Source organism: Sporomusa sp. (genome assembly GCF_035561255.1).
Classification (GTDB): Bacteria; Bacillota; Negativicutes; order Sporomusales; family Sporomusaceae; genus Sporomusa.
The window spans coordinates 1-20,896 of the sequence record NZ_DATMXX010000183.1 but is presented as its reverse complement, the minus strand read 5'-3'; the positions used below and the strand labels follow the sequence as shown (position 1 = coordinate 20,896).

Sequence of the window (20,896 nt, the reverse complement as noted above, 5' to 3'; positions counted from 1 at the left end):
GGTACATGAAAAAGCAAAGGCGGTCTGTGATATCAATCACAAACCGCCCTCGTATTCTCTTGAAATTATGTCTTTTGCTCATATACCTTCTGCAGCAGTTGGTACTCTTCCCAGGTGTCGGCATCATGAAACGGTGCAGGGTCAGCCCAGTCCAGCCGGGCAACCCATTCAGGGTTCCCGTGAATGACCTGGCGCCCGCCGGTGTCACCGGTTAATCCCGCCAGGCTGGTGCGCCAATGACTGCCGAACAATACCGGGCTATAGCGTTGCCCCTGATGGCAGGGCACAATAATTGACTTAGCGCTTGCCTGCTGGATAAAGCAAGCGAGGATCGCTTGAATGAGGGCCTGATTTACCAGCGGCTGGTCGCCTAAGAAAAACATAATCCCGTCCAGGGGTTGCTTTAGCATTTGCAGGGCCAGGGTGATGGAGGAGGCCTGACCGCTAATCCGTTCAGCATTAAAGACAGCCTGGATCGAATACCGGCGGCACAGTTCAGCCAGTTCAGCCTGCGGTTCACCAATAATAGCCACACAATCGGCCCATGGCAGTTTGTGCACAGTGCTGAGCACATGAGCCATCAGCGGTTTGCCGCCTAATGGCAGCAGCAGCTTTTGCTGCCCCATCCGGCTTGCGGTACCTGCGGCCAGAATGACCGCACCAATTCTGGTATTTATCGCTTATACACCTCGCTGGGCTGCATGGCGCAGCCATAGCCTTCAGTCACGACCACACGGGAAATCTCCCCCTGGGCTAATACAGTGGCGGAAATTCTCCCGGCTGCCATTCTGGCAGCTAAGGTTTCAGCACCACTGAGTAATAAGATCCTGGTTCCCCGGGCATATTGGAAAATCCCCTGACGATGCGCTGCCAGGCAGGCTATATCGCACCATTCCACAGTCTCACCAATCCGTTTATTGATAATCTCTGACACTAATTCCACCCTGTGGGTATTGGCAGGCGATAACGGTTGACCAACAGCCCCCAGGTTTAATACGCCGACAGTTGTCGCTGTACAGTCAGGAACAACCGGTTCCTGTGCTGCCGGGGCTTTGATGAGCGAGTGGCGCGCACCATCGGCCTCAACGAGAATATAAGCCGCCGGATTTTGAGCAGCCATACTGTCGACCAGCCCAGGCGGCACTCCGATTACTTTTTCACCCTCTTGCCGGGCAAACCAGGCGACCGGCCGGCCTGATTGCAGTGCTGCAGCCACTTGGGACACACGGAAAGCAGGGTCGGCTGTCAATATCAACTCATACCCGTCTACCTGGCAGGAAAACATCTTAGTCGTCGCGGTAATCAAAACCGGCCACCCCTGTCTGCCCGCACTGGCTGCCAGCGATTGAATCAGCGAGGTCTTGCCACCTGCGCCGACACAGGCAATGACGCCAGGCCGGCTGATCCCCAATGCATCCCACAGCACCTTACACGACCTGGACGAATACTTCCATCATCCCGCCGCAGGCCATTCCCTCATTGGCTGCCGTTTCACCTGTCATCAGAACTTTATAGGTAAAAGAGCGGTTTTCATCCAGGGCTGTCAGCGCCTGCAGCCGAACCTCAGCTTCAGCACAGCCGCCGCCAATGGTGCCAATAACCCGTCCATCGGGATAGACCAGCATTTTTGCCCCGGCTTTGCGCGGGGTTGAACCGCGTGTGGCAATAATGCTGACAAGAGCCGCTTGGGCACCTGACTGCTGGACAGAGCAGATAGCCTGAACCATAGCATCATCCATGAGCTTTACACCTCCGTTTCTCAGACATCGGCTGACAGCCGGCATTGCTTTTGCTGGCAACAATCTCCGAAACAATACCGAGAGCAATCTCAGCCGGCGTCTCAGCCCCGATATCGAGCCCTATCGGTGCCCGCAGCCGGGCCAGGGCATCCTTGTCAAAGCCCTCCTCGGTCATAGTGTTGATAACAACTCTAACCCGCCCCTGACTGCCGATCATACCAACATATGCTGCCGGTTGCTCAATAACAGCCCGCAGGCACTCCAGATCAGAGCGGTGCCCCCGGGTCACAATAATAATCGCGCCAAACCCTGACAGGCTAAGTTCAGCCAACGCTTTCCCAAAGTTCTGGCAGACGACCTGCTCAGCCAGGGGAAACCGCGCTGTATTGGCAAAATCCGGACGGTCATCGACGACGGTCACAGCATAACCAACCATCGCCAGCATCTGGGTAAGCGGCTGGCTGATATGGCCCGCCCCCAACACTAAAGCAGACTTCTGCCGGGACAGTTTATCCCAGAAAAACCGGTATTGACCGCCGTCATAGTCAATCGTCATAAGCAGTGGCCGTTTCCATTCAGCACTGTTTACCTCGGCCATAATCAGCCTGGTAAACCCTTCATCAAGCAAGTGCTGTTCGTACCGGCCACCGGTAATGAGCAGCATTTGCCCAATATTACCGGCCTGCTGTTCTGGTGCACTAATCAGTGTTATGATATCTGCAGCTCCGGATTCTCCGGCAAGCTGCCGGAGACGTTCAAAAATAGCTTTACTCATCGCTCCACCCCCATGTGCAATAATGCTTCTAAGACCCCACCGCCGATGGCCCGGGCTTTATCTGAAATGGTATAGCAATGTTCCGGGCGGCAGCGCGGATCTACGTCGCCAATTTTTAACCCCTCAAATACTGTCAGACCATCTTGGATCAGACCACGCAGGACACCGGTAATCACCACGCTAACCGGTTTAGCACCGACATAACCGACAATATCACCGGCCGCTACCGTATCACCAATACTCCGGCAGGCAGTGAACACACCGGCAGCCGGCGCTTTGATCAGCCGCTCCAGGGTGTAGCCGCCCAGAGCACCGGGGATACCGGTATTGGCACTGGCTGGTCCCTGATAGATCACCCGGCCTAAATCATGACCGCGTTGTGTTTCAATCACGGCATGCACATCCATCCCAGCCGTAAACCCCGGCCCTACCCCCACAACCACCGGTGCGTCGGTTATCCGGGTGCCGGTGTTCTTCTTGGCGATAATGGCATCAACGACAGCCTGCGGCCGGCAGGCCACGACACAGTGTGCATGAGGATCAACGACAACCGGAATATTACCGGCAGCCAGTGTCTCCCTCACCTGTTCAGTTGTTACCAAGCGGGCAGTCACGCCTTCAACAACAGCCTGACCGTCAATGACAGCCTGGGCAAAAGCGACTGTTCGCCGGACAACCGTCGGCTTGGGCAACTCGGTTATCACAACCTTAAAGCGGCTCTGATGCAGGCGATGAGCAATGCCTGTCGCCAGATCACCACCGCCTTTGATTACAATTATTTTCATAGGGTATAACTCCTTGTAGTGTGTCAAAAGAATGTCCTGTGCTGCAATAATAAGTAAAGGCGCCAGCCAATAAGGTCTGTCGCCTTTAGTTTTTCGCTAATTAGCCAATATATTCCTGCTTGCCGATGGCAGCCTCGCCAGGTTTATCTGTACCGTTTAAGACGGCATTCAGGATAATTGCGGTTACGCTGCCGGCAGTAATGCCGCTGTGGAGGATTACCTGCGCCCAGCTGGGAAAGTTTTGGTAAAAATTGGGTACGGCCAGGGTAATCATCCCGATACCCATACTAACGGCAACAACCATAATATTATGCGTGCCGTCAAACTGAACCTTGGACAGAGTCTTGATGCCGCTGGCAGCTACCATACCAAACATGGCAATACCGGCGCCGCCCAGTACCGGGCTGGGTATGGCGGCAATAATGGCTGCTAATTTAGGGAATAAGCCCAGTAACACCAGGATAACACCGGCTGCGGCGACAACAAAGCGGCTTTTGACCTTAGTCAAGCCAACAAGACCAACATTTTGGGCAAACGCAGTATAGGGGAAGCTATTTAAAATACCACCAAGCATTGTCGAGAAACCGTCAGCACGCAGACAGCGGGTTAAATCCTGCTGAGTAACAGGCTTGTCAATGATCTCGCCCACAGCAATACAGTCACCGGTTGTTTCAGTCATAACGACCAGCATGACAAGTACCATGGCGAGGATTGAGGCAAAATCAAAGGTCGGCATCCCAAAGGCAAAAGGCGTAGTAATACCGAGCCAGGCGGCAGACGGAACCTGCGCAAAGTTTACCATGCCCAATACAGCGGCAACCACAGTGCCGCAGATTAAGCCTAAAAGAACAGCAATATTGCTTAGGAATCCTTTAAAATAGCGGTAGAAGAACAACACCAGCACCAAGGTAAGCAGCGCCATGCAGATATACGGGAACGCGGCAAAATCCTTGGCTGCCGGATTGCCGCCGGCGGCCCAGCGCACAGCTACCGGCATGAGCGTAACACCAATAATGGTGATGATAGTGCCTGTGACCACAGGCGGAAAGAAACGGATAAGCCGGCTAAAAAACGGGCTCATTAAATAGGTTACCATTCCGGCAACAATAATCGAACCATAAATACCTGTCAAACCGTGGGTCTTGCCAATGATAATCATCGGTGTTACAGCGGCAAAGGTTACACCCTGGATGATCGGAATACGGATACCCATGTTCCAGAAGCCCAGTGTCTGGATCAGGGTGGCAATACCACAGGTGAACAGGTCGGCATTAATCAGATATATTAGCTGGTCTTTACTTAACCCCAGTGCGTTGGCAATAATAAGCGGCACAGCCACCGCCCCGGCATACATCGCCAGAACATGCTGCAGACCGTAGGTGAATAGTTGGCCCAATGGCAGCATTTCGTCAACAGGATGTTTCAATTGATTGTTTTGCACAATTCTCCCCCTTAATAAAGTAAAAATGCGCTTACCTTCTCATCCCCATAAACACCTTCTCAGGGGTTATCGGCAGACGGGTAATCGTAGCGCCTACTGCGTTGTATACAGCGTGGGCAATGGCCGGTGGCGGCGTATTGATTACAACCTCGCCAACTGACTTAGCGCCAAACGGTCCGGTGGGTTCGTAGCTTTCTTCAAAAGCAACGGTAATCTTGCCGACATCCTTGCGGCAGGGGATCTTGTACTGCATAAAGGTATTTGTCTGCATCTGACCGCGTTCGTCATACCGGACATCTTCATACATGGCCATGCCAATACCCTGGGCAATACCGCCTTCTACCTGAATGCGGGCCAGGTTGGCATTCAGTACAGTACCACAGTCGACTACCGCCACGTAGTCAACCAGTTCGATTACTCCGGTCTCAGGATCAACCTCCACCTCAGCGAAGCCGGCAATAAATGGCGGCGGCGATACCGGTGAGCCATAAGTTGCCTGTCCCACCAATTGCTGCTTACCGGCCCCTAATACCATAAGTTCTGCCAGTTTCGCCAAACTCATGGATTTGCCGCCATCAAGAGAACTAAGATTCTCACCATCAAATTTTAGCTGCTCCGGTTCAATCGCCAGCATCTTGGCACCATAAGCAATAACCTTTTGCTTTAATACCTCAGACGCCTGCAACGTAGCCATGCCGGTAACATAGGATGTGCTTGAGGCATACGAACCTGGATCATAGGGAGAAACATCGGTGTCTGCTGCATGCACCAGGATGTTATCCAGCGAAGTCTCCAATACTTCGGCAGCAATCTGCGCCAGTACGGTATCGCTGCCTGTTCCCATATCTGTTGAGCCGGTAAGCAGGGTGTAGCTGCCATCATCGTTAAGCCTGATCTCAATCGAAGCAGTATCAATGCCGGCAATCCCGGACCCCTGCATGGTTACTGCCATGCCAATTGCCCGCACCTTGCCGTTCGGCAGCTCGCGCCGGGGGTATTTATCATTCCAGCCGATCAGTTCTTTGCCTTTTTGAATACACCGGTCAAGAGCCGAACTCCCCAGCTTTTTGCCTTGATACACAAGACAGGTTTCCCCTTCCTGAATTATATTCTTAAGTCTGAGTTCAGCAGGGTCCATATTAAGCTGTGCGGCCAGCTTATTCACTGCAGATTCCAGTGCAAACGTCCCCTGGGTAGCACCATAACCACGGAGCGCCCCTGCCGGCATTTTGTTGGTATAAACAGCATGGCCATGATACCGGACAGCCCTGGTTTTATTATAAAGCGGCAGCGTTTTATCGCCGCACACCATGAATGTGGTGGAGGCATGTTCACCATATGCACCGGTGTCTGACAGGTTCTCAATATCAAGAGCCCGGATAAAGCCGTCTTTGTCAGCCCCCAGCCGCAGCTTCAGCCGCATAGCATGCCGGCTGGTAGTACAACTGAAGGTTTCAGTCCGGCTATAGATAAACAGGGCCGGTTTGCCGGTCTTTAGTGTGACCAATCCGGCAAATACATCGCCGGAGCCGGTTTGCTTGCCACCAAACCCGCCACCGATACGGGGTTTGATCACCCGGACTTTGCTTGCCGGCAGGTCTAAGGCCCGGGCCACATGCCGCCTGATATGAAAGGGCACTTGCGTAGAGCTGACAATCACCAGCCGGCCGGTATGATCAAGATACGTGAAGGCCCGATAGGTCTCCATCATGGCATGGGCCTGCGCCTGAGTAAAATAGGTTTCTTCAATAACAATGTCACAGTTCCTGAGCTCCTGCTCCACATCACCGGCTTCCACCTTATGAGTTGAGCAGATGTTGCGGGACTTGTCCATTCCGATATCAAAATTGCAGTGCAGGTCATCTTCCGGATGAACAACAGAGGCATGACCGATCGCTTGTTCAAAATCGAGCACCGGTTCAAACACTTCATAAATGACCTTGATTTTTTTCAGGGCCGCATTCGCGGTTTTTTCATCAACAGCGGCAACAACAGCCACCTCATCACCAACATAACGTACAATTTGATCAAGAATCAGGCGATCATACGGTGATGGCTCCGGATAGGACTGCCCTGCCAGTGTAAACCGGACTTTGGGCACATCCCGGTGGGTGAGAATACATGCGACACCTTTGATGGCAGCCGCTTTGCTGATATCAATCGATTTAATCCGGGCAGATGCATGAGGACTGCGCAGAATTTTTACTATCAGCGCATTGGCGGGAGACAAATCTTCGGTATATACCGGTTTGCCGGTACTAATGGCTATTGCATCTGTTTTAGCAATCGCTTTACCTACACATTTCATTATTCTGCTACCCCCAGGTATTTCTTAACAGCTCTCAGTTGTCCCTGATAGCCGGTACAGCGACAGAGGTTGCCTGTCAGGTAGTGACTGATATCGGCTTCGTTAGGGTTAATCAGTTCCCTTTTCATAGCAAGGACGGTTAAGATGAAGCCCGGGCTGCAATAACCGCATTGATCAGCCCCTTCGGCAGCCATAAATTTGGCAAACCCCACAGCTTCATGCTGGAGACCTTCTATTGTGGTAATGTGTTTGCCATGGGCACGGAACGACAGCGTCGAGCACGACAGGGTCGGCCGGCCGTCAAGCCAGATGGTGCACAGGCCGCAACAGGCTGTATCGCAGCCTCTTCTTACACTAAACAGCCCTTGTTTACGCAAGGTATCAACAAGAAAATCATCAGGCTGAACAGTTAATGATACCTGCTGATGATTAATAAAAACCTCTATCTGCATGCTGTTACCTCCGCCAGGCCCCGTTTGACTAATGTTGTGCACATCGCACGCCGGTATTCGGCAGAAGCACGCATGTTAGCACCAAAGGGCAATTCTTCGGCTGCCAGCCTGGCCGCCTGATCTAAGGTGTCTGGTGTCACATCACCGGCGTTAGCCAGCAGCAGCACCGCCTGAGCAGCCAGTTTGGCGCGGGTCGGCCTGGCGCCAACAGCAATTTTCCAGTCATCGTCAAGCCGGGAAACGGCAACAGTCAGAACAGGATAATCGCTCTGTGAGTTGCGCAGCGCCAGATAGGCTGCAGTACGGGGTGTTTTATGAATAATTACTTTAAGTAAAATGTCTTTGGCTCTGGACATATCCATAAACCGGGCAAGCGGCAGGCGTCCGCCTTTATATAACTCAATCTCGGTATCAAGTACCATCAATGCTGTAAGAAAATCCGAAAAACCGTAACGGGAAAACACTGATGCACCTACAGTGGCAACATTGCGGAACTGTACCCCGATTATGCTCCTTACCGACTTTGCCACTATCCCACTAAACCATTTTGCAATGGCCTTGTTGGTCTCAACGTCACGCAGGCAAGCCATTGCGCCGATTTCAATATATGTGTCATATTCTTTAATAAAATCTAAGCCAAGCTTAGACAAATCCACCCCGGTATGAATGGTCTGAGAGCCCATCCTGAGATAGGCACAGCCGCCAAGTATGGCGTTACTCTTCTTGGCGGTCAGTATCTGATAGGCCTCTTGCAGCGTATCTGGTTGCGCTATGTTAAGCAACGTGAACAATCTTCACCCTCCACTGCCGAACGTTCGGTTAATTTTACTCAATACGGTTCGAATTATATCATATAGGTGTAATTGTGCAAACATATTTCTATACCTGCATTTTGCATTTATCACGTATTTTTGGCATTCCTCATCATTATTCGTGGTAATTTGCAGTTATTTGCAAATAGCATTTTTAAAATTACCCCCGCCAGACAATGATCATTTCCTGGAAAAACCGAACAATAAGCAACAAAAATAAAAAAAACAGAGCCGAAAGCTTCGACCCTGTTTCAAATCTCAGTCACCTTTCCCGGCAACCCCGCTACCGGGCTAATTTTTTTGAGAAATATACCAATAGGAGCAGCCAATCATCAGAGCACCGCCGATCACATTCCCCACTGTAACTACTGCCAGGTTATATGCAAAACCGCTTGCCGATCCTACTGCCGCGCCAGGCATAAAGAGGGCAACAGAAAGCAGGGTCATATTAGCAACACTATGCTCAAAGCCGGTTGTGATAAAGGCGAATAAACACCAAAAGATCATGATTAGCTTTGCTGTTTCATCCTTAGTACGGATAGAGCACCACACCGCAAGACATACCAGCATATTGCAGAGTATTCCCTTGGCTAACAATTCTGTCCACGGCAACGACATCTTAGTCTGAGCAATTTTGCCGATATACGCCGCAGTACTGCCTGTCGCCAAACCGGCACTGATGAAAAGCCCGGCAAGTACAGCTGCGCCTAGCAGGTTGCCGATAAAACTAAAAACATTCACCTTTATCAAATCCATAACGGTAGTCTGTTGTGCCAACGTGCCTACTGCCATGGTCATATTGTTGCCTGTAAACAACTCGGAACCGGCAAAAGTGACCAGGCTCAGGGCAATACCAAAAGACAACCCCATAGCAATCCGCACAAAAGGTGAATATTCCTGTGCCAGTAAGCCGCCGATCGTATACGCCAGCAGCACTGCAAACCCAACATATACACCAGCCAGGGCGGAAGACAATAAATACTTGCTTGTACTTACCCTAAGAAACTCTGCCTTCTTTACAGCTGAGTCACAAAGCTTAGCGATGTCTTCAGAATACATACAAAACCTCCAGTAGTAATCCAGGCTTACTAATACCATGTCCATGTCTGCTATAAAATTATTCAAGTTATCAGTTCCAGTGCCAACCCCAATACCAACCGGAAACTTTACATAATAGAAGGCGGTCTGTGAGCTGACTCACAAACCGCCTAATTGCCTGTTATACTATTTTAGTTGTCCAGTTCTCCACATTCCACACAGCAGTTACCCAGTCTTCATAGAATTCAGGTTCGTGGGAAACCAGGAGAATCGTACCCTTAAACTCAATCAGCGCCCGCTTTAGCTCAGCCTTGGCTTCGATGTCAAGGTGGTTGGTTGGCTCGTCAAGCACCAGCCAGTTAACGTCCTTGAGCATCAGCTTGCACAACCGGACCTTGGCGTTTTCACCGCCGCTGAGCACCATCATCTGGCTGGTAATATGCTCGTTGGTCAGCCCGCAGCGAGCCAGCGCCGCCCTGACTTCAAAGTTTGTCAGCCCGGGAAACTCATCCCATACCTCTTCCATAGCCGTCCGGCTGTTATTACGGCCTGATTCCTGTTCAAAGTAGCCTGAATGCAGATAGTCGCCGAGGATAACTTTGCCGTCAACAGGCTGGATAAAGCCAAGCAAGGTCTTTAACAGGGTTGACTTACCCAAGCCATTGACACCCCTGATAGCAACCTTCTGACCACGCTCCAGGGTAATATCCACAGGCTTGGTAAGCGGTTCATCATAACCTAACACCAGACTCTTGGCCTCAACAATAAACCGGCTGGGGGTCCGGGCCTCGCGGAACTGGAAAGTAGGCTTGGGTTTTTCCCGCGGCTTCTCTAATATCTCCATTTTTTCCAGACGTTTTTGGCGGCTGTTGGCCATGCCCCGGGTAGCAACCCGGGCCTTATTGCGGGCAATAAAATCCTCCAGCCGGTCCACTTCCTGCTGCTGACGTTCATAAGCCCGTGTTTCCTGGCTTTTTCTCATTGCATACATCTGCTGGAATTGTTCATAGTCACCGGTATAGCGGGTAAGTACGCCATTCTCGACATGATAGATGACATTGACGACTTCATTTAAAAACGGAATATCGTGAGATACCAGAATAAAGCTATTTTCGTACCCTTTGAGATATCTTTTGAGCCATTCGATATGCTCAAAGTCAAGATAGTTTGTCGGTTCATCAAGAATAAGGATAGTCGGATTCTGCAGCAGCAGCTTAGTTAATAACACCTTCGTACGCTGGCCGCCGCTCAAATCGGCTACATCCCGGTCCAGGCCGATATCCCCTAACCCTAAACCATTAGCTACTTCTTCAATCTTGGCATCAAGAATATAGAAGCCGCCGTGTTCGAGCATATCCTGCAGCTCACCGACTTCCGCCATCATCTTATCCACTTCCGCCGGGGTGGCATCGCCCATTTTGTCATACAAACCCAGCATCTCAGCTTCCAGATCAAACATATTCTGAAAAGCCTCCCGCAGTACATCGCGGATCGTCTTACCTTTTGTCAGAACAGAATGCTGATCAAGATAACCTACCGTAACCCGGTTGGACCATTCAACCTTACCTTCATCAGGTGTCAGCTGGCCGGTAATAATATTTAAAAAGGTGGATTTTCCTTCGCCATTGGCACCGATAAGCCCAACATGCTCACCTTTTAACAGACGGAATGATGCCTCAGTGAGAATGGTGCGGGCGCCAAAGCCATGTGATACATTTTCAACAGTTAAAACGCTCATTTTAAACTCCTCTTGCTATTTAACAAATACCTCTTTATTTTATCTCAAAGGCTCCTTAGCTGTCAAAACCCAATTTAGTTTATTCCCCAAAATCTTTGATCACAACCCTATTACCTGTCCTGCCCTCCTACAGGTTGCTGCCACTACGTCTTAGTCATATGGACTGGCAGTGATTATTATGCCTGACAACAAATCGAAAGCGGGTACTGATACTACTCAGCACCCGCTCTCTAAAGTCTATAATACCATGTTCAAAAAAGCCTGCGTCCGGGGCTGGGACGGGGAGCCAAATACGGCTGCCGGCGTCCCCTGTTCGACAATCTCGCCATGATCCATGAAGATAACGCGGTTGGCCACTTCCCGGGCAAATGCCATTTCATGGGTTACAACAATCATGGTCATGTGTTCCTCGGCCAGCCGGCGCATCGCTTTTAGAACCTCGCCTGTCAGCTCCGGGTCCAGGGCGGAGGTCGGCTCATCAAACAGCATAATGTCAGGGTTCATCGCCAGGGCCCGCGCGATTGCCACCCGTTGTTTCTGTCCCCCCGACAGCCGTGAAGGGTACACATCCCGTTTATCGGCCAGCCCTACCTTATGCAGCAATTCCTCAGCCTGAGATACAATCTCTTCACGCCTGATGCCTTTGACTGTCAGCGGGGCTTCAATAATATTCTCCAGCACAGTAAAGTGCGGAAACAGATTAAACTGCTGGAATACCATGCCCATCCGGCGACAAATCGGCCTGGCCTCAACCTCGGCAGCATAGCGGATTTTTCCGTCAGGGCCACCGGCAGCCAACACATCGCCAGCGATCTCAATTCGCCCCCGGTCAATCGTTTCCAGCCGGTTAAGACAGCGCAGAAAAGTGCTTTTGCCTGAACCGGAGGGGCCGATAATGGCAACAACCTCACCTTTATTTACAGTGAGTGAGATACCTTTTAGGACCTCAAGCTGATTGAATTTTTTCTGAATGTCAACTGCGTTAATCATATTCATTGGCGATACTCCTACTCGTCATATACAGCGTACTTTTGTTCAAGCCTTTGGAACAGCCAGGTTAGGGCCAGGGTCATCAGCAGGTAAAAGACAGCCGCAACAATAAACGGTGTGGTGTTGAAATCCCGCTGGACAATAGCCCGGGTTGTCCGGAGCAGGTCATTCATAGCCAAAACATAGATCAGGGAGGTATCTTTGACCAGCGTAATGGTCTCATTGCTCACCGGCGGCAGCACCCTTTTCAGCACCTGCGGCAACACGATCCGGCGCATTGTCTGGGTATACGTCATCCCCAATACTTTGGCGCCTTCGTACTGGCCGCGGTCAATGGACTGGATGCCAGCCCGGAATATTTCTGCAAAATACGCCGCATAGTTTAATACAAACGCCAGCAGGGCAGCCGGGAAGTCAGGCAGGCGCACCCCGATATAGGGCAAAAACGGCAAACCAAAATAGATAAATAGCAGCTGCAGCATGAGGGGTGTCCCTCTAAACAGCCAGATGTAGACCCCCACGGCACCGCTCAGTATCCTGAACCGGGAAATACGGGCCAGGGCCAGCAGCAATCCCAGCGGCAGGGCAAGTACAATCGTAGAAAAAAACATTTGCAGGGTCACACCCGTGCCTTCCAGCAGCGGCGGCAAAATTCCTAGTACATAGTCCATTTATTTCTTCCTTACTTTACAATATCTTCGCCAAACCACTGTTGGGAGATTTTCGCCGAGGTCCCGTCCTGCTTCATCTCATCCAGGGCTTTCTGTAGTTTAGCGGCGAGTTCCTGATCCTCTTTACGCATCCCCACACCATATTCCTCGGAACCGAAATTTTCAGCCAGGATGGTGTATTCGCCCGGCTTCTTGGCTATGTAATAACGGCCAACAATTTCATCCACAACAACGGCATCAAGGCGTCCGGTCTTCAGGTCCATCAGGGCAGCCACATTGTCGCCAAATTTCTTGAGCTCTTTAAAGGATTTCATGGTAACCGCATCTTTTTCAATCGCTTCAATGCTGCTGCTGCCTTCCTGGGCACCAACCACCTTACCGGCAAGATCTGCCTTGGTCTTAACCGGCGAGTTAGCAGCCACGATAATAATCTGACGGTTCTCCATGTAGGCTTTGGTAAACAGAATATTTTCCTTGCGTTTTTCAGTAATTGTCAGGCCGTTCCACAGCACATCCACCCGCTTGCCGCTTAGTTCGGCTTCTTTGCTGCTCCAGTCAATTGGCTTGAATTCAACCTCCATGCCCAGGCGTTTTGAGGCTGCTTTAGCCATATCCACGTCAAACCCGACAATATTGTTTTTATCATCGCGAAAACCCATTGGCGGAAAGTTATCATCAAGACCGACTACTATTTTTTTCGTTCCAGTCCCCCCGCACCCGGCTGCCAACATACCGGCAAGCAGTACAACAAACATGATTGCCATTAACTTTTTCATTTTGTATTCCCCCACTTTTTCAAACTGTATTCCTATTGTACTTTAACGCATTAAAGTTTGGAAGTGATAAAAAGTGGCGTTTGGGCAAACGGCTTTAGGATTTGTAGTGTATTTCTTGGATTTACGGCTTAATACTCACTATTTTGTTCTTTTGTCAGAGACAAAAAATATTTAACAATCCTACAAGACTTATACGCCGCCTTGTGTATTATGTCCCGCACATTTTACTCAGGTTTTTGCTATATTTTGCTTTTGAAAAAATTCTAAATCGGTTATAATAATAATAGGTTTAAATAACAACCACCCTTGCTACTAACAAGGGTGGTTGTCGGAATAGGGAGGTTACCTAAAGGTAACAGTGACTTGTACCGGCTTTAACATGATTACCGTTAGGGCGATAATCAGCCAGACAAGTACTCGTGGCGAAACCCACACCGGATTCACCTCCTTATTCGGTTTTAGGACAGAGGTTACTTCTCTGTCCTATTTCATTATACAGGAAGATTATACCGGCAGGCGATATGCCGGTATTTTTTATTAATACCAATCATAATGAAATACCCCTGGCTTATCCAGCCGCTCATACGTATGGGCGCCGAAGTAATCGCGCTGGGCCTGCAGCAGGTTGGCTGGCAGCAGGGCGGCGCGATAGCTGTCATAATAGTCAAGTGAGGCACTGAAGGCCGGGGTTGGTATCCCCAGCTCCTTGCCTGTCTTGACAGCAAACCGCCAGTTAGCCTGGGCGGCAATAAGTGCCTGACGAAAAAAAGGGGCCAGCATCAGATTGGGCAGGTCGCAGTTATGCCGGAAGGACTCTTCGATCTTCGCCAGAAACCTCGCCCGGATAATACAGCCACCCCGCCATAGTAACGCAATATCGCCATAATTCAAATCCCAGTGATAGGCCTTGCCGGCCGCTGCCAGGAGGTCAAAGCCCTGAGCATATGAGCATATCTTTGAGGCATACAGTGCATCGTGAATGGCTTTAATAAACTCGCCTTTATTGCCGGCATAACGTCTGTCAGGCCCTGTCAGTATATTGGCGGCCTCCATACGCTGTTTTTTATAGGCTGACATATACCGGGCGAAGACAGCCTGTGTAATTGTCGGTGTCGGCACACCAAGATCAAGGGCACTCTGGATTGTCCACTTGCCAGTCCCCTTCTGCCCGGCCTGATCTACAATGATATCAACCACCGGCTTGCCTGTCTCAGCGTCTTTACGGGCTAAGATACCGGCGGTGATTTCAATAAGAAACGATTCCAGCACACCCTGATTCCAGCCGTCAAATACCTGCTGCAGGTCATCAGCAGATAGTCCCAGTGCATCGCGCATGAGGTGGTAGGCCTCGCTGATAAGTTGCATATCGCCATATTCGATGCCGTTATGCACTATTTTTACATAGTGTCCGGCACCGTCAGGCCCGACATACTGGCAGCACACTCCCTCCGGCACTTTGGCGGCAATGCTAAGCAAAATGGGCTCTACTTGCTTATAAATGCTTTCCTCGCCCCCAGGCATAAGGCTTGGACCTTTGAGTGCCCCTTCTTCGCCGCCGGAGACACCCAGCCCCATAAAATGAAAGCCCTGCTCCTTGCACTCCCGGCAGCGGCGGCGGGTGTCCTCAAAGTGGGAATTGCCGCCATCAATGATAATATCACCCGGATCTAGGTGGGGAACCAGGGCTTGCAGCATATCGTCAACCGGCTGCCCGGCTTTAACCATCAGGATAATTTTGCGGGGTTTTGTAAGCATAGCAGTAAATTCAGCCATTGAGGCCGCCCCGCCGACCGGCAGCCCCTGACCCCGACTGTTGACAAAATGGGCTACTTTATCAACAGTCCGGTTATAGACAGCTATGGCAAAACCCTTGCCCGCAATATTCAGGGCCAGGTTCTCCCCCATCACCGCAAGCCCGATTAACCCGATCTCATATTGAGTGCTCTTGCTTGTCATACTTCCTCCTGCAGCCGTTAGAATATCTATTATTATGTGTTTATCCTGCGGTTTTAGCCGCTGCCATCCGGTCATACTAACTACAACGCGGCAGACTCGGCTGCAGATAGTGTGTTAGCGCAGGCAAAGTTCTTGACTGCGGACTATAAGTTATAGAATTCTCGCTGTAGCGGAAGGGTTGAAACAGATGGAACCTGGCTTTACTAACCCGCTTAATGAAGGGCTGGGACTCAGACGCGCGGCTGAGCCTTGCACAATAGTCATATTTGGCGCATCCGGTGATCTGACTAAACGCAAGCTTATACCGGCGCTCTACAGCCTGGCCGGAAAAAACCTGCTGGCAGCCGGTTTCTCGGTTGTGGGTGCTGCCAGGACGCCAATGAGCCATGCGGAATTCCGGGAAACGATGTTTGATGCCGTCAACCGGTTTAGTGACACCGGACCGGTGCAGGATATTATGTGGCAAAATTTCGCGAACAGTCTGTTCTATAATACTACCGACACAAAATCTCCGGACAGCTATCAGCAGTTAGGACTGCTGCTGGACGAGATTGATCATACCCGCGGTACCCAGGGTAATAGGATATTCTTTATTGCTACCCCACCGAACATGTTTATCAGCGTTATTCAGCGCTTGCATGAGCTGGGGCTTGATAAATCCCCCACCGGCGGCTGGACCAGAATTGTCATCGAAAAGCCCTTCGGTCTTGACCTGACCAGCGCCAAACAGCTTAACCAAGAGGTCCTCAGGGTGTTTGGCGAAGACCAGGTGTTCCGCATTGACCATTACCTTGGCAAAGAAACTGTCCAGAACATCATGGTGTTCCGGTTTGCCAACGGCATCTTTGAACCACTGTGGAACAGGCACTTTATTGACCATGTGCAGATTACCGCTGCCGAGAGTATCGGTGTCGAAAGCCGCGGTGAATATTATGAGCAGTCCGGCGCTTTTCGGGATATGATTCAAAACCATATGATGCAGTTGTTAGCCTTAGTAGCAATGGAACCGCCGGTATCACTCGACACTGACGCTGTCCGCAATGAAAAAATCAAGGTGCTGCAGGCCATACGGCCGTTTAGCCCGGCAGAGGTAAACCGCTATGCCGTGCGCGGTCAATATGGCTCTGGTGAACCAACGCGTCCTCAGCTAAAAGCCTACCGGCAGGAAGCAAATATTGACCCCGGTTCCACTACTGAGACCTATGCTGCACTCAAATTGTTTATTGATAATTGGCGATGGGCCGGCATACCATTCTACCTGCGCTCAGGCAAACGCCTGGATAAACAGGTGAGTGAAATCGCCATCCAGTTCAAAAAAGCCCCGCATCGACTTTTTAAGGAGAATGCCGGCGGCACTGTTGAGGCCAACACCCTGGTACTGCAAATCCAGCCTGATGAAGGCATATCGCTCCGCTTTAACGCCAAAATTCCCGGACAGGCGCTGACTATCCGGCCTGTTAACATGGATTTTCGCTATGCCGAATCCTTTTCGCAAAAATCACCGGAGGCCTATGCCCGCCTGCTTTTAGATGCCATGCTGGGTGACTCATCCCTGTATGCCAGAGGCGATATGGTGGAAAAGACATGGGAACTGCTGACACCGGTCCTGGAGGCCTGGCAGCAGTTCACACCAGAGATCCCGCAGTATGCCCCAGGCAGTTGGGGGCCGCCCGAGGCCGATCAGCTGCTTGAACGCGACCAGCGACGCTGGCGTCAGCCATAGGTTAACCATCAGGAGGCGACTTATGTGAGCAACCCTGTTTCTACTACAGCAGACCTGGAACCGGCTTGCATTGAGCAAGAGCTCCGGGGGTTATGGGCTAAGCTGGCCGCAGAAAAAAATACAACTATACCCCTAATTAAGAAAAATGCTGTCAATCTCATTGCAATAGTTGCTGACAGCAAAGGGGCTGCTGCCGCCAACACGGCGGTGGCTGCTTTGTCCGGGCGCCATCCCGGCCGATTTATTACCATTGTCTTACACCCGGATAAGGGTGTCTGCCACAACAAGGAAAACGTCAGCCCCCAGTGTGCTTTGACCCTGGCCTGCTCAGCCGATACCTGTTATGAGCACATCGTCATCCCTGATATCCCAGGGCAAAACACCAATCTGCCGCAGCTGGCCAAACCACTGCTGCATGATGAACTGCCTGTCATTCTCTGGTGGCGTTATCCTTTCCACCCTGAGGAGCCCCTGTTTCAGGCGTTTTCAGCCATAGCCGACCAGGTAATCCTCGACTCTGTTACTATGCAAAACCCCCAAAACGGCTTTACCAAAATTTTAGAATTGCTCCGCAGCCGGAAAAACGCAGGGGTACAGGATATTAACTGGACACGGCTAACCCCCTGGCGGGTGGCACTGGCCGGCTTGTATGATCTTGCCGCATATCGTCCCTTTCTTGATAAAATTACTCATATTGAGATCAAATACAGTCATCAGTTATCCCGTCATCAGCTGATCAATAACAGCCAGGTGCTGCTGTTATTCGGCTGGCTGGCCAGTCGTCTGGGCTGGTGTCTGAGCTCCGGCATTACCGAAGAGCAGTCAGGGCAGTTGTACCGGATAAGTGCGGTAAGTGGCAGCAATCAGCCAATCATTTGCCGCTTTCGGGTTTTTGCGGCCGCCAGTCACCAGGAGGCCGGCCTCAAACAGATCTGTCTGACAGCCTGGGGCACCCAGCAGGCCAATTTTAGCATAACACTTTGCCAGGATAACCAGCATCTCCAGACTCGTATCAGTCTCCCGGAAAACTCGCCGCCGGAAAAAATAACCCGTCTGGAGGTCGGTAGTGAGATTGACCTGGTAACCAACGGGATGACATCCGGAACACCGGATAGCGTTTACCAACAAACTCTTGAATACCTGGGAGGGAATACAATCCTGTGGAAATTCGGGGAAGACAGGGACACCGTGTCATAATAGCTGACACCCCGCAGGCCGTCTGGCAAAAAGCTGCCGAACTGTTTACCCTGTCAGCAGCTCACGCCATTGCTGCCCGCGGCCGTTTTACAACAGCCCTTGCCGGCGGCACAACACCGCAAGTCCTCTATGAGCTGCTGGCAGCTGACAAATACAGACAGATTATTTCCTGGGAAAAGGTGTTTATTTTCTGGGGAGATGAGCGCTGCGTCCCACCCGGTCATGCTGACAGTAACTACCGGATGATTGCGGACACCCTGCTGAGCAAAGTTCCTATTCCTGCCAGTAATATCTTTAAGATGTATCTGGGCGACGAACAACCGGCAGCTGCCGCTGCTGCTTATGAACACACGCTAATGCAATTCTTTGGTCTGAACTCAGACGAAAAACCCTGCTTTGATCTCATACTGCTTGGACTCGGCCATGATGGCCATACCGCCTCACTTTTTCCCGGCTCAGCTGCTGTTAATGAAGAAAACGCCCTGGTGTCTGCTGCCTATGTCAGTACGCTGGCCAGTTACCGGCTGACCCTTACCCTCCCGGTACTTAACGCCGCCGCCCGGGTAGTATTCTTAGTGACGGGGGACAGCAAGGCCTCAGTGTTATATGATCTTGTCGCGGACCCAGATAAGTGCGGGATAATTCCGGCCAAGCTGGTCCGGCCTGCCGGTGAATTGCTGGTGCTATCAGATAAGCAGGCCGCTAAATACCTATTAAACTAATATATAACAAACATCAAATGCCGCTTACTATAAAAGTAAGCGGCATTTGATGCTTGCTTATTAATTTAAACCATCTTACATTGGTACGGCTGCTTCGCAGGGGACGCCGGTCTGGCATTTACCACAGCCGTAACGGGGTTTATACCGCTCTGCTGTGGCATCAACAAACTTAGCACAAATATCATTGTTTTTTCCGGTTTCATCAATAGCCTGAGGTGGGCAACGCTTAATACAGGCACCACATTTACTGCAGTACTCATCATAGGTTTGATACCTGCGGGGTGTTGGCAGAACAGGAGCGGTGACGATGATACTGCCCAGCCGTCCGGCAGCGCCTGCCTGAGTGATAAATGACCTGTTCAGACTGAAAGTACCCAAACCGGCAACAAAGGCGACATGCCGCTCCGACCAGTTGCTCTTGCGGTTGACTACGGCAAAACGGGCGTCAAGCCCTGGTGCAACAGCCTCATAGCCAGCCTTAACAAACCATTCTACCAGGAACTTGCGCAAGGCATTATTGACAAGTTCCCCTTCAATGCGCGCATACAGCCATTCTACAGCAGGTTGTTCCCCCCGCCTGTTAGCTTCCCGTACAGCCCGGGTAAACGGGAGAAAATAGGATATCACCGACCGGGCAGCCGGCAGCCAGTCCTGTGGCAGCAGATGATTGGGTCCGACAATGTTTGCTTCTTTCAGGGTGTCAAATAAAACATCACCGGCACCGGCTACACCCACAAGGGGCTGGTCGAAAATCCTGGCCAGGCCGATTTCGGCGGCAGCGTTCAGCGGAGTTTCCGCAATAAACCCGGCTATAGCTTGTTCGATTGTTCGCAGTTCCATAATTTCCCCTCCCGGCCTTTGCTGTCTACAAATTAACACACAACGCCTGCAAAACTTTAATGCGTTGTATATAGAATATATATTTACTTAGCTGGCTCAATTGTAATCTTCTTAATAACGACATCCTCCACCGGCTTATCCTGGGCACCTGTCTTCACCTTGCCAATAACCTGCACTATATCCATGCCTTCAACTACCTTGCCAAACACGGCATGTTTATTGTCAAGCCACGGTGTAGCCTTAAGGGTAATAAAGAACTGTGACCCACCGGTATTCGGGCCGGCATTGGCCATAGAAATAACACCCTCGCCGTGCTTGAGATCACGGTGAAATTCGTCAGGAATGTTGTAGCCGGGACCGCCGGTACCATTGCCCTTAGGATCGCCTCCCTGAATCATAAAATTCTCAATGACCCGGTGAAATATCAGCCCGTTATAAAACCCTTTATTGGCAAGGGTGATAAAGTTTTTGGTTGTGAGCGGTACTTTATCCTCAAATAGCTCAATACGAAACTTACCTTTCGAGGTCTCAAACAGGGCTACACTGTTTTTCTTGGTGGTCACTTCAGTGGCCTGCGGCGCTGGCTTGGGGCTGGTCTCGGTCTGATTAGGCTGAGCGGTATTGCTGCCGGCACACCCGGCAGTCAGCAGTACTAAACAGGCTACCATTACCGCAAAAGCTGCAAGATATCTTTTCATAAATCTCACTCTCTTCCTATTATTTATCCAAATATTAGTATATCATACCAGATAGAAAAAACGAAACTTACTTTTAAGAAAAACCGCTGGCGCCGGTCTTTTGGTTTTTGCGCATATCAGATAATCCTAGAATACAAAGAATGGTTTTACTTTTGGCATTGCCCCAAAATCAGATGCAACTCGCGCTGTAGCATCACCATAAACGAAAACAATGTCGTATAATTAAAGTGTGGCA

Annotated in this window: 20 protein-coding genes; 3 read left to right on the top strand and 17 right to left on the bottom strand. The window is 50.8% G+C overall.

Annotated features, from left to right (window positions below; all coding sequences use genetic code 11):
• Nucleotides 1-65: 65 nt before the first annotated feature.
• The 15 genes from VN379_RS10330 to gnd form a co-directional block, all read right to left on the bottom strand.
• Complete coding sequence (locus tag VN379_RS10330) at nucleotides 66-650, bottom strand: nucleotidyltransferase family protein (RefSeq protein ID WP_325533510.1); 585 nt, start codon at nucleotides 648-650, stop codon at nucleotides 66-68.
• Nucleotides 651-673: 23 nt separating this feature from the next.
• Nucleotides 674-1,426 carry a selenium cofactor biosynthesis protein YqeC gene (gene yqeC, locus VN379_RS10325; RefSeq protein WP_325533472.1) on the bottom strand — a complete coding sequence of 251 codons (753 nt, stop codon included), beginning with the start codon at nucleotides 1,424-1,426 and terminating at the stop codon, nucleotides 674-676.
• Nucleotide 1,427: 1 nt separating this feature from the next.
• Nucleotides 1,428-1,739: an XdhC family protein gene (locus VN379_RS10320; protein WP_325533470.1), complete on the bottom strand. Its 312-nt coding sequence runs from the start codon at nucleotides 1,737-1,739 to the stop codon at nucleotides 1,428-1,430.
• Complete coding sequence (locus VN379_RS10315) at nucleotides 1,732-2,514, bottom strand: XdhC family protein (protein WP_325533468.1); 783 nt, start codon at nucleotides 2,512-2,514, stop codon at nucleotides 1,732-1,734. Before VN379_RS10315 ends, VN379_RS10320 begins: the two co-directional genes overlap by 8 nt.
• Complete coding sequence (yqeB, locus tag VN379_RS10310; RefSeq protein WP_325533466.1) at nucleotides 2,511-3,299, bottom strand: selenium-dependent molybdenum cofactor biosynthesis protein YqeB; 789 nt, start codon at nucleotides 3,297-3,299, stop codon at nucleotides 2,511-2,513. The genes VN379_RS10315 and yqeB overlap by 4 nt, the downstream gene beginning before the upstream one ends.
• Nucleotides 3,300-3,399: 100 nt before the next feature.
• A complete protein-coding gene (locus VN379_RS10305; protein ID WP_325533509.1) occupies nucleotides 3,400-4,704 on the bottom strand; it encodes a nucleobase:cation symporter-2 family protein in 1,305 nt (434 codons plus the stop codon).
• A 67-nt stretch (nucleotides 4,705-4,771) separates the two neighbouring features.
• Complete coding sequence (locus VN379_RS10300) at nucleotides 4,772-7,048, bottom strand: xanthine dehydrogenase family protein molybdopterin-binding subunit (RefSeq protein ID WP_325533464.1); 2,277 nt, start codon at nucleotides 7,046-7,048, stop codon at nucleotides 4,772-4,774.
• The gene (locus VN379_RS10295) at nucleotides 7,048-7,500 is read right to left on the bottom strand and encodes a (2Fe-2S)-binding protein (RefSeq protein WP_325533462.1); all 453 of its coding nucleotides are present in this window, start codon (nucleotides 7,498-7,500) and stop codon (nucleotides 7,048-7,050) included. The genes VN379_RS10300 and VN379_RS10295 overlap by 1 nt, the downstream gene beginning before the upstream one ends.
• Nucleotides 7,491-8,291 (bottom strand): FAD binding domain-containing protein, encoded by an 801-nt coding sequence (locus tag VN379_RS10290; RefSeq protein ID WP_325533460.1) that lies wholly within the window; start codon nucleotides 8,289-8,291, stop codon nucleotides 7,491-7,493. Before VN379_RS10290 ends, VN379_RS10295 begins: the two co-directional genes overlap by 10 nt.
• 312 nt (nucleotides 8,292-8,603) lie before the next feature.
• Nucleotides 8,604-9,371: a formate/nitrite transporter family protein gene (locus VN379_RS10285; RefSeq protein ID WP_325533458.1), complete on the bottom strand. Its 768-nt coding sequence runs from the start codon at nucleotides 9,369-9,371 to the stop codon at nucleotides 8,604-8,606.
• Nucleotides 9,372-9,531: 160 nt separating this feature from the next.
• On the bottom strand, nucleotides 9,532-11,088 hold the full coding sequence (locus tag VN379_RS10280; protein ID WP_325533456.1) for an ABC-F family ATP-binding cassette domain-containing protein: 1,557 nt from the start codon (nucleotides 11,086-11,088) through the stop codon (nucleotides 9,532-9,534).
• Nucleotides 11,089-11,325: 237 nt separating this feature from the next.
• Nucleotides 11,326-12,084, bottom strand: coding sequence for an amino acid ABC transporter ATP-binding protein (locus VN379_RS10275; protein ID WP_325533454.1), 759 nt, complete (start codon nucleotides 12,082-12,084; stop codon nucleotides 11,326-11,328).
• 11 nt (nucleotides 12,085-12,095) lie between these two features.
• On the bottom strand, nucleotides 12,096-12,749 hold the full coding sequence (locus VN379_RS10270) for an amino acid ABC transporter permease (protein WP_325533452.1): 654 nt from the start codon (nucleotides 12,747-12,749) through the stop codon (nucleotides 12,096-12,098).
• Between the two features lie 11 nt (nucleotides 12,750-12,760).
• The gene (locus tag VN379_RS10265) at nucleotides 12,761-13,525 is read right to left on the bottom strand and encodes an amino acid ABC transporter substrate-binding protein (RefSeq protein WP_325533450.1); all 765 of its coding nucleotides are present in this window, start codon (nucleotides 13,523-13,525) and stop codon (nucleotides 12,761-12,763) included.
• Between the two features lie 537 nt (nucleotides 13,526-14,062).
• Nucleotides 14,063-15,481 carry a decarboxylating NADP(+)-dependent phosphogluconate dehydrogenase gene (gene gnd / locus VN379_RS10260; RefSeq protein WP_325533448.1) on the bottom strand — a complete coding sequence of 473 codons (1,419 nt, stop codon included), beginning with the start codon at nucleotides 15,479-15,481 and terminating at the stop codon, nucleotides 14,063-14,065.
• Between the two features lie 187 nt (nucleotides 15,482-15,668).
• Between gnd and zwf the strand changes: the two genes are divergently transcribed.
• From zwf to pgl, 3 genes are read left to right on the top strand one after another with little or no spacing between them, the layout of a single operon-like run.
• On the top strand, nucleotides 15,669-17,204 hold the full coding sequence (gene zwf, locus VN379_RS10255) for a glucose-6-phosphate dehydrogenase (RefSeq protein ID WP_325533446.1): 1,536 nt from the start codon (nucleotides 15,669-15,671) through the stop codon (nucleotides 17,202-17,204).
• A 24-nt stretch (nucleotides 17,205-17,228) separates the two neighbouring features.
• A complete protein-coding gene (locus VN379_RS10250) occupies nucleotides 17,229-18,401 on the top strand; it encodes a glucose-6-phosphate dehydrogenase assembly protein OpcA (protein WP_325533444.1) in 1,173 nt (390 codons plus the stop codon).
• Nucleotides 18,365-19,123 carry a 6-phosphogluconolactonase gene (pgl, locus tag VN379_RS10245; RefSeq protein WP_325533442.1) on the top strand — a complete coding sequence of 253 codons (759 nt, stop codon included), beginning with the start codon at nucleotides 18,365-18,367 and terminating at the stop codon, nucleotides 19,121-19,123. Before VN379_RS10250 ends, pgl begins: the two co-directional genes overlap by 37 nt.
• Nucleotides 19,124-19,198: 75 nt before the next feature.
• On the opposite strand, the gene VN379_RS10240 is transcribed toward pgl, so the two are convergent.
• Both VN379_RS10240 and VN379_RS10235 read right to left on the bottom strand, forming a co-directional pair.
• On the bottom strand, nucleotides 19,199-19,963 hold the full coding sequence (locus VN379_RS10240) for an epoxyqueuosine reductase (protein ID WP_325533440.1): 765 nt from the start codon (nucleotides 19,961-19,963) through the stop codon (nucleotides 19,199-19,201).
• Nucleotides 19,964-20,046: 83 nt separating this feature from the next.
• The gene (locus VN379_RS10235) at nucleotides 20,047-20,661 is read right to left on the bottom strand and encodes a peptidylprolyl isomerase (RefSeq protein ID WP_325533438.1); all 615 of its coding nucleotides are present in this window, start codon (nucleotides 20,659-20,661) and stop codon (nucleotides 20,047-20,049) included.
• Between the last annotated feature and the right edge of the window lie 235 nt (nucleotides 20,662-20,896).

Coding starts and splice junctions, on each gene's coding strand:
- VN379_RS10320 (WP_325533470.1), bottom strand. CDS start 1,739: ATGGATGATGCTATGGTTCAGGCTATCTGCTCTGTCCAGCAGTCAGGT.
- VN379_RS10315 (WP_325533468.1), bottom strand. CDS start 2,514: ATGAGTAAAGCTATTTTTGAACGTCTCCGGCAGCTTGCCGGAGAATCC.
- yqeB (WP_325533466.1), bottom strand. CDS start 3,299: ATGAAAATAATTGTAATCAAAGGCGGTGGTGATCTGGCGACAGGCATT.
- VN379_RS10305 (WP_325533509.1), bottom strand. CDS start 4,704: ATGCTGCCATTGGGCCAACTATTCACCTACGGTCTGCAGCATGTTCTG.
- VN379_RS10300 (WP_325533464.1), bottom strand. CDS start 7,048: ATGAAATGTGTAGGTAAAGCGATTGCTAAAACAGATGCAATAGCCATT.
- VN379_RS10295 (WP_325533462.1), bottom strand. CDS start 7,500: ATGCAGATAGAGGTTTTTATTAATCATCAGCAGGTATCATTAACTGTT.
- VN379_RS10285 (WP_325533458.1), bottom strand. CDS start 9,371: ATGTATTCTGAAGACATCGCTAAGCTTTGTGACTCAGCTGTAAAGAAG.
- VN379_RS10280 (WP_325533456.1), bottom strand. CDS start 11,088: ATGAGCGTTTTAACTGTTGAAAATGTATCACATGGCTTTGGCGCCCGC.
- VN379_RS10275 (WP_325533454.1), bottom strand. CDS start 12,084: ATGAATATGATTAACGCAGTTGACATTCAGAAAAAATTCAATCAGCTT.
- VN379_RS10270 (WP_325533452.1), bottom strand. CDS start 12,749: ATGGACTATGTACTAGGAATTTTGCCGCCGCTGCTGGAAGGCACGGGT.
- VN379_RS10265 (WP_325533450.1), bottom strand. CDS start 13,525: ATGAAAAAGTTAATGGCAATCATGTTTGTTGTACTGCTTGCCGGTATG.
- gnd (WP_325533448.1), bottom strand. CDS start 15,481: ATGACAAGCAAGAGCACTCAATATGAGATCGGGTTAATCGGGCTTGCG.
- zwf (WP_325533446.1), top strand. CDS start 15,669: ATGGAACCTGGCTTTACTAACCCGCTTAATGAAGGGCTGGGACTCAGA.
- VN379_RS10240 (WP_325533440.1), bottom strand. CDS start 19,963: ATGGAACTGCGAACAATCGAACAAGCTATAGCCGGGTTTATTGCGGAA.
- VN379_RS10235 (WP_325533438.1), bottom strand. CDS start 20,661: ATGAAAAGATATCTTGCAGCTTTTGCGGTAATGGTAGCCTGTTTAGTA.